Here is a 13,600-nt window from a genome sequence, read left to right as displayed (position 1 = left end):
CCTGTCAGAAAGAAAGCGCTTTTTATTACGCGCCATGACGATGGGCCGCGTGTATACATATGACGGAAGACTTGCAATCCTTCTGGCCAAAGCCATCGGTTTTGGAGGAAACTGTTGCCATGATTTCAAAATGGCTCAGGGGAGTGGTGGGTAAGCCACTTACGGGAACGCGGCGTCATCCGTTTCCCGCAATTGTGCCCGAGCGGCCATTCTATGCCATCGGAGATGTGCATGGTCGGTTGGATCTGCTGCAACAATTGCTTACGCGTCTTGAGCCCTCTCATCCATTGGTCTTTGTCGGTGATTATATCGACCGAGGGGATTATGGCGCCCAGGTTCTGCGTCATCTTCAATATCTTGACGAAAAAAGCAGTCGCACAGTGTTTTGTCTGATGGGAAATCATGAGGACATGCTGCTACGATTTCTGGATGAGCCCCAACAGAACGCTCAGTCTTGGATGTGGAATGGTGGCTTTGAGACCCTGACGTCCTTCGGGGTCAAGTGCACTCCGAGCGAATTGACAGGTGAGAAGGCAAGGCGTGTTGCCGGGCAGCTGCGCGATGCGATGGGAGAAACTCTGTTAGAGTGGGTACGCGCGCGTCCGCTGATATGGAGCAGCGGCAATGTAACCGCCGTGCATGCGGCCCTTGATCCGACCCGGCCAGTTTCCGCGCAGGAGCGGCAGGTTTGTCTTTGGGGGCGCGGAGACGGGTTTCGGCGGCCACGACAAGACGGGCAGTGGGTTATTCACGGCCACACGATTGTTGACGATCCGAGTTTCGGCGACGGGATCATTTCCATTGACACCGGCGCTTTTGCAACCGGCAGGTTGACCGCCGCCGAAATTTTCGACGGCGGTGTTCGCTTCGTAACGACAGACTAGCGAACCAGAGCGGCGTGATCGATTGGTGTCAGCGCCGCCTTATCCGACGATCATCTGCTTCATGCGCAGGGCTTCGTATTCCAGCTCGTTCAGCCGGAATTGCACCACATCGCCGATCGTGACGACACCGCTGAGGTTGCCGTCTTTCACAACAGGCATGTGGCGGAAACGCCCCTCTGTCATACGCTTGAGGATATCCATCAGCAGGTCATCCGGCGCGCAGGTGTGCACATCCCGCGTCATCAGATCCTCGACCGACTGGGGCAGGGTTTGACCCGGTGTATCCGCCATGCGCCGCACGATGTCACGTTCGGACAAAATTCCCTGCAGCGCCCCGTTTTGATCCGTGACGACAACGGCGCCAATATGCTTTTCCTTCAAGATCTCGACGACGGAGTGAATGGTGTCGTTCGGACGGACGGCAAACACCGCATCTCCCTTGCCTTCCAGCAGTTTTGCCACGGTGGTCTGTGTGTGCGACAAATTCGAGTCGGTCGACTGGCTGTAGGTCGTCGTCTCGGCCTTGTCGCCCCGCATGGGTGACTGGTAAGAGCTTGGGGCCATGGGCGGTCTCCTCCTTTACCGGATATGGCTTTCCCTTCTACCTTAACGCAGGTAACTGGCCTGTATAGTGCGCAAATGCGCCACCCCGGCAACTAAACCCGCAATGCGAGGAAACTCAGTATCTTGGACGGCCTGTTTCTGACACCTCTGACCGGCGCGCTGATTGTGTTTGTGGTCGTTGTCTGCGGCCACCGTTTCCGCCTGACTTGGAAAGAACAGACGCCCGGCTGGCAAAGACGCGCCTGGATATTCGGAGTGCCAGCTGCAATCGGCCTTTTGGCGCTGGCGTTTCTGCCTTTGAAGTATTGATGTCGGTTTGACTCCGGGCAGAGGCGCTGGCATACGCCGCACACAGTATTCCCGGAGGTCGCCTGATGCGCAAACTGCCAGTTCTGGCCCTGATCCTGTTCGTTTCCGGCTGTCTTTTCGACGAAGAGCCCGAGGTCGTTCGCCTGTCGGGCGAGACGATGGGAACCACCTACAATATCACTGCGATTGGTACGGACCTGGACGCTGAAGCGCTGGGTCAGGCAGTCGAGGATACACTCGCCTCAGTTAATGCAAAAATGTCGAACTGGGACCCGAATTCCGAAGTTTCGACCTTTTCCGCCAGCACCCAGACAACTCCAGTACAGGTGTCTGATGAATTCGCACTGGTAATGGATGCCGCCAATAAGGTGCATGACAAAAGCGCTGGCACATTCGACGTAACCCTGGGACCGCTGATCGAGCTGTGGGGATTCGGGCCGCGTGAACCTGATGATCCGGTGCCGGCAGATGCGGATATCGCCGCAGCGTTGGAGCGTGTGGGGCAAAGCAGGCTGCTATCGCTCGACAAAGATGCCGGAACGCTGGCGAAATCCGATGCCGGGGTTGGTATTAACCTGTCGGCCATCGCCAAGGGGTACGGAATTGACGCCATTGCAGGTACGCTGCAGGCGGCGGGGATCGAAGATTATCTGGTCGAAATTGGCGGTGATCTGGTAGCGCACGGCGAGAACGACAAGGGTGAAAACTGGCGGATCGGAATTGAAAAGCCCGAAACCGGCTCGCAAACCCTGCAACTCATCATTTCGCTTGATGACATCGCCATGGCGACCTCGGGCGATTACAAGAACTTCTTCGAACAGGATGGCATTCGCTATTCGCATATCATCGACCCGACCACCGGTAGGCCGATCACGCATCGCACAACCTCTGTCACGGTTCTGGCCGACAGTGCCATGATGGCGGATGCCTGGGCCACGGCCATGCTGGCCCTTGGTCAGGAAGAGGGGATGAAGGTGGCGGAAGAGAATAAACTTGCCGTGTTCTTCATCTCTCGGGATGTGACAGGCGGAGAAGATGCCTATATCACCGTACACAGCAGCGCGTTCAAGGATGCGCTTGGAACCAACTGACAGGTAGGAACCGGGATGAGCACGTTTCTTTTGGCATTTGTACTGTTGCTGATCATTGTGGTTGGAATGTCATTGGGTGTCATGCTGATGGGCAAGACGATCAAGGGCAGCTGCGGCGGTCTGAATGCGATTTCGGGCGCCGATAAATGCGTGGTCTGCCAAAAGGATATCGACCCTGACAGCCCATTGCGTGACAAACTGCAATGTCCGCGCGCGAAGAAGATGATGCAGCAAATGGAAAGTTGAATCCGCTCCCTGCAAATTGAGGCTTCGCTGCCCGGGAATTTCCCGATAAGTTAGCATGTGAAGGAAATTTGCAAGGGTCCGGGACTATGGCCAAAACCAGGAATATCCTGTTCATCATGTTCGACCAGCTTCGCTGGGACTACCTGAGTTGCTACGGCCATCCGAATCTTCATACCCCAAATATCGATCGCTTGGCGGCCAGGGGGGTTCGGTTCAACAGGGCGTATATACAGTCACCGATCTGCGGCAGTTCGCGCATGTCCACCTATACCGGTCGGTATGTGCATTCCCATGGGGCGTCATGGAACGGGATTCCGCTGAAGGTTGGCGAAACGACCATGGGGGACCATCTGCGCAAGGCCGGGATGGGGTGCTGGCTGGTCGGCAAGACCCATATGCGCGCCGATGCCGAAGGTATGGAGAGGCTAGGATTGGAACCCGACAGCCTGATCGGCGCCCGCGTGGCGGAATGCGGCTTTGACGTGTTTGAACGCGATGATGGCATGCTGCCCGAAGGTCCGGATGGGTATTATGACCCGGATGGCGCCAAGGAATACAACAAATACCTGAAAGCCAAGGGGTATGAGAGCGACAATCCCTGGCACGACTTTGCCAACTCTGGTCTGGATAAGGATGGGAATGTTCTGTCGGGTTGGTTCCTAAAAAACTCGCACGAGCCCGCGAATATCGCGGAAGAGGATAGTGAAACACCTTATCTGACCAGTCGCGGGATGGCCTTTATGGAGCAACACGAGGGGCCGTGGTGCTGTCACCTGAGCTATATCAAACCCCACTGGCCCTATATTGTACCAGAACCTTATGCGTCGATGTACGGTCCGGAACATGTGCTTCCAGTCGTCCGTTCGGAAGCCGAGCGGGATCAGGCACACCCGGTTTTAAAGGCGTTCATGGACACCAAGGTTGGTCAGGCGTTTTCGCGGCAGGACGTGCGCGAGGCGGTGATCCCTGCCTATATGGGCCTGATCAAGCAGGCCGATGACCAGATGGGCCGTTTGTTTGACTGGATGGAAAAAACGGGCCGGATGGATGACACGATGATCGTGCTTACGTCTGATCACGGCGACTTTCTGGGCGATCACTGGTTGGGGGAAAAGACGTTCTTTCACGACTCCTCGACCAAAGTGCCTCTGATCATCTATGATCCGTCGCCCGAGGCTGATGCGACCCGAGGCACCGTCTGCGATGCACTTGTCGAATCCATTGATCTGGTGCCCACATTTGTCGACGCTGCAGAGGGTGAAGTTGCCAACCATGTTCTGGAAGGGCATTCCCTGCAGCCAATCCTGCACGGAAACGCAGATGCGACTCCCCGCGACTATGTGATTTGTGAATATGACTATTCGGCCTCTCCGGTGGCCGACATGCTGGATGCCTCGGTCCGGGATGCGGTGATGTTTATGGTCGCCAACAAGAAATGGAAGCTGATCCATTGCGAAGGCGGGCATCGTCCCATCCTGTTCGATCTGGAAAACGACCCCGATGAGCTAACCGATCTGGGCGAAAGCCACGGGCATTCTGATGTTATTGCAGAGATGTATGAGCACCTGTTCGAATGGACGCGCCGCCAGTCACAACGCACGACCCGGTCCGAGCAACAACTGATCGAGATGCGAACCAAAAGCCGGGGCAGGGGCGTTGTCGTGGGTGTTTACGACGAAAATGACGCGCCACTTGAGTTGACCGTCAAGTATCGCAATCGCACCGCGCGCGCCTATCGGGACATCCTTGACAATGGCTGAGTTTCAGCTGCGGCGCGCCTTCCATTGGACATACCGCGCCATGCCACGTTCCAGCAGGCCGGGTGGTTTTCCCTCGTCCAGTTGAAGTTTGCCGCCGCCGGCACGGTACATCTCGGCAAATATGTCCAGAACTTTGGATTTGACCATGCCGCGCAGCGGAACATGGGCCATCATGCCATATGTTGCGGCACCGCCGGATTTTGCAAGCGACGGATCGGCGCGAACCGCTTGAACCGCATTGGCCAGGTCGATCAGATATTCGTCCACTACTTCCAGATGTTTGGCGGTGACCATGCAGTGAATGCCGTCGGGATTCTGTACACGGTTTACGTTCCAGCCAAAGTTCTCAAGCTGATCGGCCACCGCGTAGATACTTAGTCTTTGATCCGTTGAGCCATAGGCCAGCAGCGGTCCCTGGGGGTTTCCGAGAACTTTCAGCCCGTTGATGCCAGCAATCCCGGCCTTCAGTTTTTCCACGGCTTCTGTCGTGTCGCGCGCCAGTTTTCGATACCCGTCTTCGCCAAATTTCTGCATCACCGCCCAGGCTGCGGCGTAAGCTCCACCGGGTCGCGTACCCAGTAGGGCAGGTGAGGCGAAAACGCCCCCCGGCCAGTCCTGATGGACAAACATCTGGTTTTTCAACAAGTCGAGATGGCGATAAAGGATCGTTGATGCCCCCTTGGCCGCGTAGCCGTATTTGTGCAGGTCGGCCGATATCGACGTGACACCGGGCACGCGGAAGTCCCAGTCAGGCAGATCAACGCCGTTTTTCTCCATGAAGGGCAGGATCAGCCCGCCCACACAGGCATCCACGTGCAACGGGATGCCCTTGGACTGTGCGATCTGCCCCATGGCCGCAATCGGATCTATGGTGCCATGGGGATATTCAGGGGCTGAGCCCAGTATCATCACCGTACCCGCATTGATCATGCGCCCGAGCTTGGAGATATCGGTGGCGCAGTTTTCGTCCATCGGCAACAATCGCGCCTTGACGCCGAAATATTCAGCAGCCTTGAACCAGGCGACATGCGCTGTCTTCGGGATGATCATGTTGGGCTTTGTGACCTTGCGCGTCTTCCGCGCCATGTCTCGATAAGCCTTGACGGCCATCAGACAGCTTTCAGTGCCGCCTGCCGTGACAACTCCGCAGGTGTCCGGCCCGCCATGCAACAACCCGGCCATGGTCGAAATAATCTCTGTCTCCATGCGCTTCAAACTTTGAAACGCGGCCGGGTTCAACCCGTTGGCAGATGAGTAGGTACTGTATGCCTTTGCGGTAAAAGCATCGTGTTCATCATTCAGGTGATAGACAAGGCTCCACGTTCGGCCCGCCTTATAGTTCGGATCATCCTCGGCAAAGGTTTGCAGATGTTCCAGAATCTCGTCTTCGGGGCATCCATGTTCGGGAAGTTTCAGGTGGCTCATATCCTATCCTTTCCCCGCCAGCATCAGGGCAAGCGATATTCCCAGGTAGTTTCCGATCGCAAATCCCAGAATTCCGGTTGCCATGCCCGACATCAGAACAGCAGGGTTTTTTAGGCTTCGCGATACCATCGGCACAAAAGCCGGTGACATGACGGCCGCCACGGAAGTGATTAGAAACGTATCCCGATCAATCCGCGCCAACCTCGCCAGCAGCATGTGCAGGCCGAAGCTGCCAAAAGTCGCGGCAAGCACAAAGATCAGGACAGACAGATTGACGTTCATCAATGCTGTCAGATCCATGGATGCAGCCACACAGAACGAAAACACGTAGATCAGGTACATTCCCATATGAGGCGCCGCGCGATTCAGACGCAGAATCGGAAGGAATGATCCGCAAATGCCCAGCGTCGTCAGCAGTACGATGGTCAAAATCTGAGGGTTGCCAAAGGGCAGGACAGGGGCAAGAGCGACAGAGATTCCGACACAGACAGCAGCCGCAATCAGGGCGATCACGCCCTGGACAACCAAGTTACCGGATTGAGGGGATACAGAATCCGATTGTTGTATTTGTTCCGCCGCGCCCTCGGAGAACGGTGCGAAAAACCGGCTCAACATGGTTGGTAAAACGGTCAGGACAAGCAGCAAATAAACCGTACCGACAACGGTATCGACTGTTGCGAACAATAAATATCGGGCTTCGGGAATGCCGAGCGCCAGCTTGATTGCACCCATATTGGCGATGCCGCCCGTGTACATGCCAACGGCCATTCCTGACAGTTGTTCGGCATCCGCCAAACCCTGAGTCCTGAACAGGTAGAACAAAAGAGCGGCGACGCAAATAACTGACACGACCGCCAGCGCCATGGAAACCATGGCCGAGCCCGCTACGCGCGTCCATGCCCTTACATCGACCCCAAACAGAAGCAGTGGCAACGCAAGTCCCAGGCTAGCCTCCATCACCGAGTTGCGAATGTCCTGAGCGCTTTCAGGTATCAGCCCCGACAAACCCAGTAGCAGTCCGATTGCATAGCACAGGACAATTGGCCCCAGCTTTGCCGCAAATGAAGAGCGCAGGGTCAGAAAAACCAGCGCTGCCGGCGCAGCCAGGAAAAACAGAGCGAAGATGATTTGAACCGACGGCAAGTCTGGCCCCTCCCTGAGAGCCGAGACTAATCGCCGCTGTCATGATGGCGCAAGACAGCCTGACGTGAGGTTTTGATGCTGAATCGCGCAGCATGCGGTCGGGAATTCCTGACCTTTGAAGGCTATGATGACCTCAGTCCGCAAGCGACACCCACAGCACACGGGCGTCTTCTTCGCTGGTGGAAACGCATCCGTGGCCCATCCCGCTGTCGTAATAGACCGAATCCCCCGCTTTCATCGGAAGCGGGCGATAATGCTCGGTGTAGAGCGTAAGTTCACCGCTGATTACAAACATGAACTCTTCGCCCTTGTGCCGGACCCAACTGTCAAATTCCGTCACATCTCGTGATTTGATCGTGCTGATATAGGGCAGCATCCGCTTGCTGGTCAGTTCGTTGCACAGCAGTTCGTGATCATAGGTCCGCGTGACCTGATGTTCACCTTCACCTGAGCGGGTATAGTCGCGGCGCCCTGAAATATCGCTTTTTGCCGATTGAACAAACAGCTGAGGGGTCTCCAGTTCCAGCGTCTGCATCAGTCGGCGGATGATTTCAAAACTTGGACGCGTCTGATTGTTTTCGATCTTTGACAGAGTAGAGCGCCCGATCGCCGCCGCCTTGGCCGTCTCTTCCAGCGTCAGGCCTTTTTCCCGACGTGCATCGCGGATCATCTTGCCCAGAACCTCACCGTCCGGTGCCTCAGCTGTTTCTGATGCAAGACCTGCGTCTTCAATCTGAACGGGTTCCATTTTGAATAATCTCCTGACTTTCAGGCAGAATAGCTTTGTTCCCTATTGTGGTCAAAGTTTCCTTTCGGGACGAGCCTGCGCGAACTAGGGGAATGTCGCGTGCGTTTCGGCAGCCATTCCCAAGTCGCCATTGGCATCGCAAGAAAGCTTGGTGCGGGTGGAGGGACTTGAACCCCCACGCCTTGCGGCGCCAGAACCTAAATCTGGTGCGTCTACCAATTTCGCCACACCCGCATCGCAATGCCGCGCTGAATAGCAAAGCTTGTGTAGGAGTGCGAGAGGAAATTAGGCGCTGTACAGAATATTTTTGACACTCAGATTTTTCCCCTTCGACGTTGGTTGCAGTACTTTCATCACACCTTCCATTCTACACTGCTGGCTTGAGGTAATTTTGCCTGTGGTTGACAAAAGCCGCGCCACCAAACTGTCAGTAATGTTGGCCTACTGCATTGCTGATTTACTACACCACGATGTCCTGCTTTCTCCGGCTCTAACCTGCTTGCCCAATTTCAGGGAAATCGGAGCGGGAACGTGGCATTGATCGACAACTTTCCTGCTCGCTTACGTTGAGTTAACGGACTTTGCAGCGAAGTCCGTGTAGCAAGATGCGGGGTGCATTTCATATCCTCGAAATTGCGATCTGCCTTGCAGGCCGTTCTACGACTTCCGGGCCGGGCGGGGTCAATCGGTCGCTTCGGGTTGTGTATTGCCAATAAAATATGGCGATTCATTCGTTCGCGCCTGTTTCCAAAAGGCAGAGGGACACTATCATCATGCCGGAGAATTTTTTGGTTTAACGGTAAGGGTGTATGGGGCGGTCAGCGTGATTTCTCCTCAAGGTTGAGGCAATTTTAAGCAGGCCGATTCACAGTTCCGCCACAATTCCAACGCCAAAAAATCTTATTCAGGTCAAATTAACACCGCCTTGAGGGTAATGCTGTTCAGCAAGGAGTTAATGAGTCTTTTTGCCACTTTGGCGACGTACCAGTTTCTGCTCAACTCCGGAAAAAAGGTTCTCATCGTGACCGAACAACTCAAAACTGCTGCTTCGGAGCAAGAGTCCGTCTTTCTTGCCCGCGAGAGCTTCATTGGTGAGCTCAAAACCCTGAACAAACGCTATCCGAACACTGGGTTCGGCGTTTCGCTCAGAACACATTCAGGCGAACATTATTTGTTGGCAAACACACGGATGCCGTTGCCCGCCAACAAAGCCGAAGGTTTTCCGACCGGACGCCGTGTTGCTTGCCTGGAAAACGGTGACAGGTTTCATTCCATAGAGGTGCTGGCAGACTCCGGCGCCTACGAGTCGATCTCTCCGCGCACCGAAGCTGCTATACTCAGCAACGCGCTGGAACTGATCGCGAAAATCGATACCTCATCCAGCGTCCCGGCCGGGCGCCTGGAAACGCAGTTCGCGTCTCAGAACGCGGCTACAGGCACCGGAGGGTAAATTATGGCGCGCAATGATCACCTGCTGTCCGTCGGCAACGAGGCGCTTGCGCCCATGACATCGTCCATGTCGGCGCTGACCGCGCAGATCGACCAATTGACAGAGGTGGCAGATGCGCGCTCCTCGGCGCGTCTGGCCACACTCAAGACGCGAATGGAGAACTTTACGGCCAGTGTCACACTTGTGGGGCAGGTCAAGGCGGGCAAATCGTCCGTCATCAATATTCTGGCCGGACACCCCGGCTTGCTGCCTTCTGACGTCAACCCCTGGACCTCGGTGGTTACCACACTCAACATCAACACGCGGCCACCCGGTGACACAAAGTCAAAATTCACATTCTTCGCTCAGGAAGAGTGGGACAACCTGATGGTTGGCGGCGGTCGTTTGGGCGAATTGGCCAATCGGGCCGGCGCGGATGATGAGATGGACGATATCCGTCGTCAGATCGCCCAAATGAAGGCAAAGTCCGAAGAACGCCTTGGAAAACACTTTGATCTGATCCTCGGCCAAAGCCATCAATACGATTATTTCGATGACGAACTGATCGAGCGGTACGTCTGCCTGGGTGATGAAGACGATCCGGACATCGATCCCAAAACGGGGCGTTTTGCCGACGTCACAAAGTCAGCGGAACTGTATATGGACATTCCGCAGTATCCGATATCGCTGAAACTCTGCGATACTCCGGGCGTCAACGATACGTTCATGGTCCGTGAACAGATCACGTTGCGCAGTTTGCGCGGATCCGAGGTCTGTGTCGTGGTGCTGGCCGCAAGCCAGGCTTTAACAACCATGGACATGGCGCTGATGAGGATCATCGCGCAGTTCGAAAATCGTCAGATCGTTCTGTTCGTCAACCGCATCGATGAGCTGTCCGACCCTGTGAATCAGGTTCCGGAAATCCGTGATCGGATTCAGGAGACGCTCAAGCAGAACAACATCGACACCAGCACCAGTATCGTGTTCGGTAGCGCATTGTGGGCCGAAGCCGCCCTGACCGGAAATCCGGATATTTTGACTGAGGATTCGCGCAAGGCGCTGAATACTTTCTATCTTGCGGCCGGCTTCGGGGATCAGGCCGCCTCGCTGGACAAAATCTGGGCACTGTCGGGTTTGCCAGATCTGCTTTTGGCCATGAACGAACGGATTGCCGAAGGTGCGGGGGCACGTCTGATTGATCGTGTCCGTCATCGCGCCCGCAATATTGCCAGTCAGATTCGTGCGACCGCGGTGGCCAAGAACCTTTCCGACACAGGAGAAATCGCACGGGATTTGTCGGGAAACACACCCGAAGAGGCGATCACGGATATCATCACGGATTACGAAAAGCAGGTTGCCAATCTGACATCCTCGTTGCGTGACAGAGTTCTGGAACGTCTGACATCGGCTGAAACCAACTTTGTCAAACGCGCCACGGATTCACTGATCTCACATCTCGAAGTCAATGGTGAGCAGGGGACGTGGCAATACGATCCGGCAGGTCTGCGGACTTTGCAAAAAGCCGCGTATTTCAGCTTTGCCCGTAACATGCGCAAGGAAGCCGGGGCGCTGTATACCGCCGCTGCGGCGGATATCGGCGCGTTGTATCACAAGCTGCTTGGCAATCATCTGGGTGAGTTCAACATCGAAGCACCTATTGTTCCGAGAGTTCCGCCGCCTTTGGGTATAGGACGGACCATCGCACTAGATCTGCAAAGCACTTGGTGGAGGCGATGGTGGCAAAAACGCAAAGGTTTTGAAGCTTATGCCGCTGACTACACCCGGCTGATCGCGTCCGAGGCAAACTCGATCACGAAGGATATCGAAGAAAATCAGGTGGCAGCGGTCCTTGAAAACGTGCGCGCTACGCTGACGGATTTCATGCGTGAACAAAAGGAGACACTCCTGAGCATCTCGCAATCTGCCGAGCGGAATCCCGAACAAAACGCTGCATTGATGGCAGGAATGCAGCCAAAAAAATCCCGGGACGAAATCCTGGGAGACATCCTCAAAGACCTTAGCAACGAAGCAGCATAAGAAGAGTTATGATAAAAAATAGTAGCATCCGCTTCGTCTCTCCTCGGCAATGGGAACGTATCGAGCAGTGGTCCCGCCGCAAGCCTGTATTTGCGCTTATGGGGGAATTCAGTGCCGGGAAATCGACACTGATGAACTTTCTCCTGCGCAAGCGGGCTTTGCCGACGCAGGTGACGGCAACCCAACTTCCGCCGGTCTGGTTCAGTTGGGGCAATCAGCCTGCTTATGTGAAGCGCCCTGATGGCAGCACAGAAGAAATCAGTCTGGATCAACTGGATCAGGTTGGTGTCAATGATGCGCAGTTCATTCGCATTCACCTTGAGGCTGACATTCTGGAGGCCGTCGATCTGATCGACACTCCGGGTATTTCGGACCCCAAAATTTCCTCGGATGTCTGGGAGCGCGCTGTCGGCCAAGCAAACGGAGTGCTGTGGTGCACCCATTCAACCCAAGCCTGGCGCGAAACCGAGCGTGCGACTTGGGTTTCATTACCTGAACGTTTGCACAATAACTCATTGTTGCTTGTCACCCGCGCTGACGCGTTGAATACCAAAGACAGGCAAAAGGTTCTGCGCCGTGTCAATCGCGAGGCAGGCCATCTGTTCAATCGTTCAATTCTGTTTTCCGCCCGCGATGCAATTACCGCGCGGGACAAGACGGGCGACGCTGAATTGTGGGCCCGTAGCGGCGGCGGCAAAATGATCGACAGTTTTCTGGAGATCACCGAGAGCATCATGGATGCCCGCGCGGATCAACTGGCCCGATACCAGGTTGACAAAAGCCTTTCTGACGCCACTCCGATTCAGCCGATGCGCGCTGCCGAAAAATCGGCGCCCATTTCTGACGATGGCGCAGCGGCATCGGAGCAATCCGCTGAAACATCCGTGCAGCCACTCAAGCTTGAAAACCCGCTGCAGGAAGGAAAGTCTGCAACGGCCTCGTCCGGTGAAAGCGGTACCGTCACCAACTTTCCGGTGCGTCCGGCCCGGGTGGCGCCGCGCGGTGATGAAGAGGCGGAACGGGTGGAACGGGTTCGCATCGATGCCGAAGATGCTGTGCGGATGCGGGCGGAAGTGACAACTGAGACCACCGTTGAGGTTGTCCCCGAAACGGAAACCAGCGACGAAGACCTGCGCGCATTCTTCCGGGATACAGGCGGCAATCCATTGGATATTTCCAGCCCGGATGGCGGTCGGCCCACAGAATCGCCACTGGATATGGAGGATGAATTCGGGCTAATCGATTTTGACGATGAAGAAGAGGCAGGCGAAGAGTCCTTGGCTCTGGAAGGAGACACCGGAGAGGAACTTTCCGGAGAACACGCTGCAGGAAACGACACAGATGCCCTGCTGGCTTCGCTGAATGATCAGCTTGAGCAAACCTCGGACTCCGAAACCGGCGACATTGAGCCCGACAAGAATCCTGTCGCGTCGGAAATTGAAGTTTCCGTCTCTTCGATCACAGCGTTGCTGAGCCGTCAGGAGGCTGCGCAAAATGAAAACCCCAGTGAGGATTTCGAACCGGAGTCGGAGGAAGGCGACCTGCCCGGCGCATCTGTTCTGGCCATGTCGGACAATCTGTCGACCGCCGAGGGAGAAGCTGACGACGCAGATGACGAAGGTCACGAAGGGGAGTTGGAACATCTTCTCGATGTGCCTGCGGGCTCACCGCTGAGCGCTGCGGCCATGTGGCGGGAAGTGGCCTCAACCGAGGTGTTGCCCGATGACGCGCAGGACCTCAGGGCAGTATTCCAATCGTTCCTGGAGGAATTCGACAAAATAGCGGTCGAGCATAGCGCCAGGCAGGCAAAGGACACATTGCGCCCGATCCCAAAGGCGAACAACGCAGGCAAGGCAGAATGGCATGTTTTGTAACGGAACATCTATTAGGCGCTGGCCGAATGGAATTTTGTTCCAACATCCAGCATGCGATGCTAACGAAGACGCGCAGCGGCCCGAGGGCCG

General features: G+C 55.6%; 12 protein-coding genes and 1 tRNA gene. 8 read left to right on the top strand and 5 right to left on the bottom strand.

Going from position 1 to position 13,600, the window contains the following annotated elements; all coding sequences use genetic code 11:
* Nucleotides 1-119: 119 nt before the first annotated feature.
* Entirely contained in the window at nt 120-884 is a 765-nt protein-coding gene (locus ACR0D6_RS17105; protein ID WP_480766391.1) for a metallophosphoesterase, read from the top strand.
* Nucleotides 885-923: 39 nt separating this feature from the next.
* Here the strand turns inward: ACR0D6_RS17105 and ACR0D6_RS17100 are convergent, their stop codons facing one another.
* Nucleotides 924-1,448, bottom strand: a complete 525-nt coding sequence (locus ACR0D6_RS17100) for a CBS domain-containing protein (RefSeq protein WP_170652916.1) — start codon at nt 1,446-1,448, stop codon at nt 924-926.
* A 123-nt stretch (nt 1,449-1,571) separates the two neighbouring features.
* On the opposite strand from ACR0D6_RS17100, the gene ACR0D6_RS17095 reads away from it, so the two are divergent.
* The 4 genes from ACR0D6_RS17095 to ACR0D6_RS17080 all read left to right on the top strand — a co-directional run bounded on the left by ACR0D6_RS17095 (nt 1,572) and on the right by ACR0D6_RS17080 (nt 4,854).
* Nucleotides 1,572-1,757 carry a hypothetical protein gene (locus ACR0D6_RS17095; RefSeq protein WP_170652914.1) on the top strand — a complete coding sequence of 62 codons (186 nt, stop codon included), beginning with the start codon at nt 1,572-1,574 and terminating at the stop codon, nt 1,755-1,757.
* A 65-nt stretch (nt 1,758-1,822) separates the two neighbouring features.
* Nucleotides 1,823-2,848, top strand: a complete 1,026-nt coding sequence (locus tag ACR0D6_RS17090) for an FAD:protein FMN transferase (protein WP_480766390.1) — start codon at nt 1,823-1,825, stop codon at nt 2,846-2,848.
* 15 nt (nt 2,849-2,863) lie between these two features.
* Nucleotides 2,864-3,094: a (Na+)-NQR maturation NqrM gene (nqrM, locus tag ACR0D6_RS17085; protein WP_480450345.1), complete on the top strand. Its 231-nt coding sequence runs from the start codon at nt 2,864-2,866 to the stop codon at nt 3,092-3,094.
* 86 nt (nt 3,095-3,180) lie between these two features.
* The gene (locus ACR0D6_RS17080) at nt 3,181-4,854 is read left to right on the top strand and encodes a sulfatase-like hydrolase/transferase (RefSeq protein ID WP_480766389.1); all 1,674 of its coding nucleotides are present in this window, start codon (nt 3,181-3,183) and stop codon (nt 4,852-4,854) included.
* A gap of 3 nt (nt 4,855-4,857) precedes the next feature.
* Here ACR0D6_RS17080 and ACR0D6_RS17075 read toward each other — a convergent pair whose 3' ends face one another.
* The 4 genes from ACR0D6_RS17075 to ACR0D6_RS17060 form a co-directional block, all read right to left on the bottom strand.
* The gene (locus ACR0D6_RS17075) at nt 4,858-6,279 is read right to left on the bottom strand and encodes a pyridoxal phosphate-dependent decarboxylase family protein (protein ID WP_480766388.1); all 1,422 of its coding nucleotides are present in this window, start codon (nt 6,277-6,279) and stop codon (nt 4,858-4,860) included.
* 3 nt (nt 6,280-6,282) lie between these two features.
* Complete coding sequence (locus ACR0D6_RS17070; protein WP_480766387.1) at nt 6,283-7,422, bottom strand: DUF819 family protein; 1,140 nt, start codon at nt 7,420-7,422, stop codon at nt 6,283-6,285.
* Nucleotides 7,423-7,555: 133 nt separating this feature from the next.
* Complete coding sequence (locus ACR0D6_RS17065; RefSeq protein WP_170652901.1) at nt 7,556-8,170, bottom strand: cupin domain-containing protein; 615 nt, start codon at nt 8,168-8,170, stop codon at nt 7,556-7,558.
* Nucleotides 8,171-8,319: 149 nt separating this feature from the next.
* Nucleotides 8,320-8,404, bottom strand: a tRNA-Leu gene (locus tag ACR0D6_RS17060).
* Nucleotides 8,405-9,104: 700 nt separating this feature from the next.
* Between ACR0D6_RS17060 and ACR0D6_RS17055 the strand changes: the two genes are divergently transcribed.
* The 3 genes from ACR0D6_RS17055 (at nt 9,105) to ACR0D6_RS17045 (ending at nt 13,510) form a co-directional block, all read left to right on the top strand.
* Nucleotides 9,105-9,620: a hypothetical protein gene (locus ACR0D6_RS17055; RefSeq protein WP_480766386.1), complete on the top strand. Its 516-nt coding sequence runs from the start codon at nt 9,105-9,107 to the stop codon at nt 9,618-9,620.
* A 3-nt stretch (nt 9,621-9,623) separates the two neighbouring features.
* Nucleotides 9,624-11,636 carry a dynamin family protein gene (locus ACR0D6_RS17050; RefSeq protein ID WP_170652899.1) on the top strand — a complete coding sequence of 671 codons (2,013 nt, stop codon included), beginning with the start codon at nt 9,624-9,626 and terminating at the stop codon, nt 11,634-11,636.
* A gap of 131 nt (nt 11,637-11,767) precedes the next feature.
* Entirely contained in the window at nt 11,768-13,510 is a 1,743-nt protein-coding gene (locus tag ACR0D6_RS17045; RefSeq protein WP_480766385.1) for a P-loop NTPase family protein, read from the top strand.
* Nucleotides 13,511-13,600: the final 90 nt, after the last annotated feature.

This window comes from Ruegeria sp. BJ6, from assembly GCF_056537885.1.
Note: the sequence above shows the minus strand (reverse complement) of the source record. Positions and strands in the feature narration are given on the sequence as shown.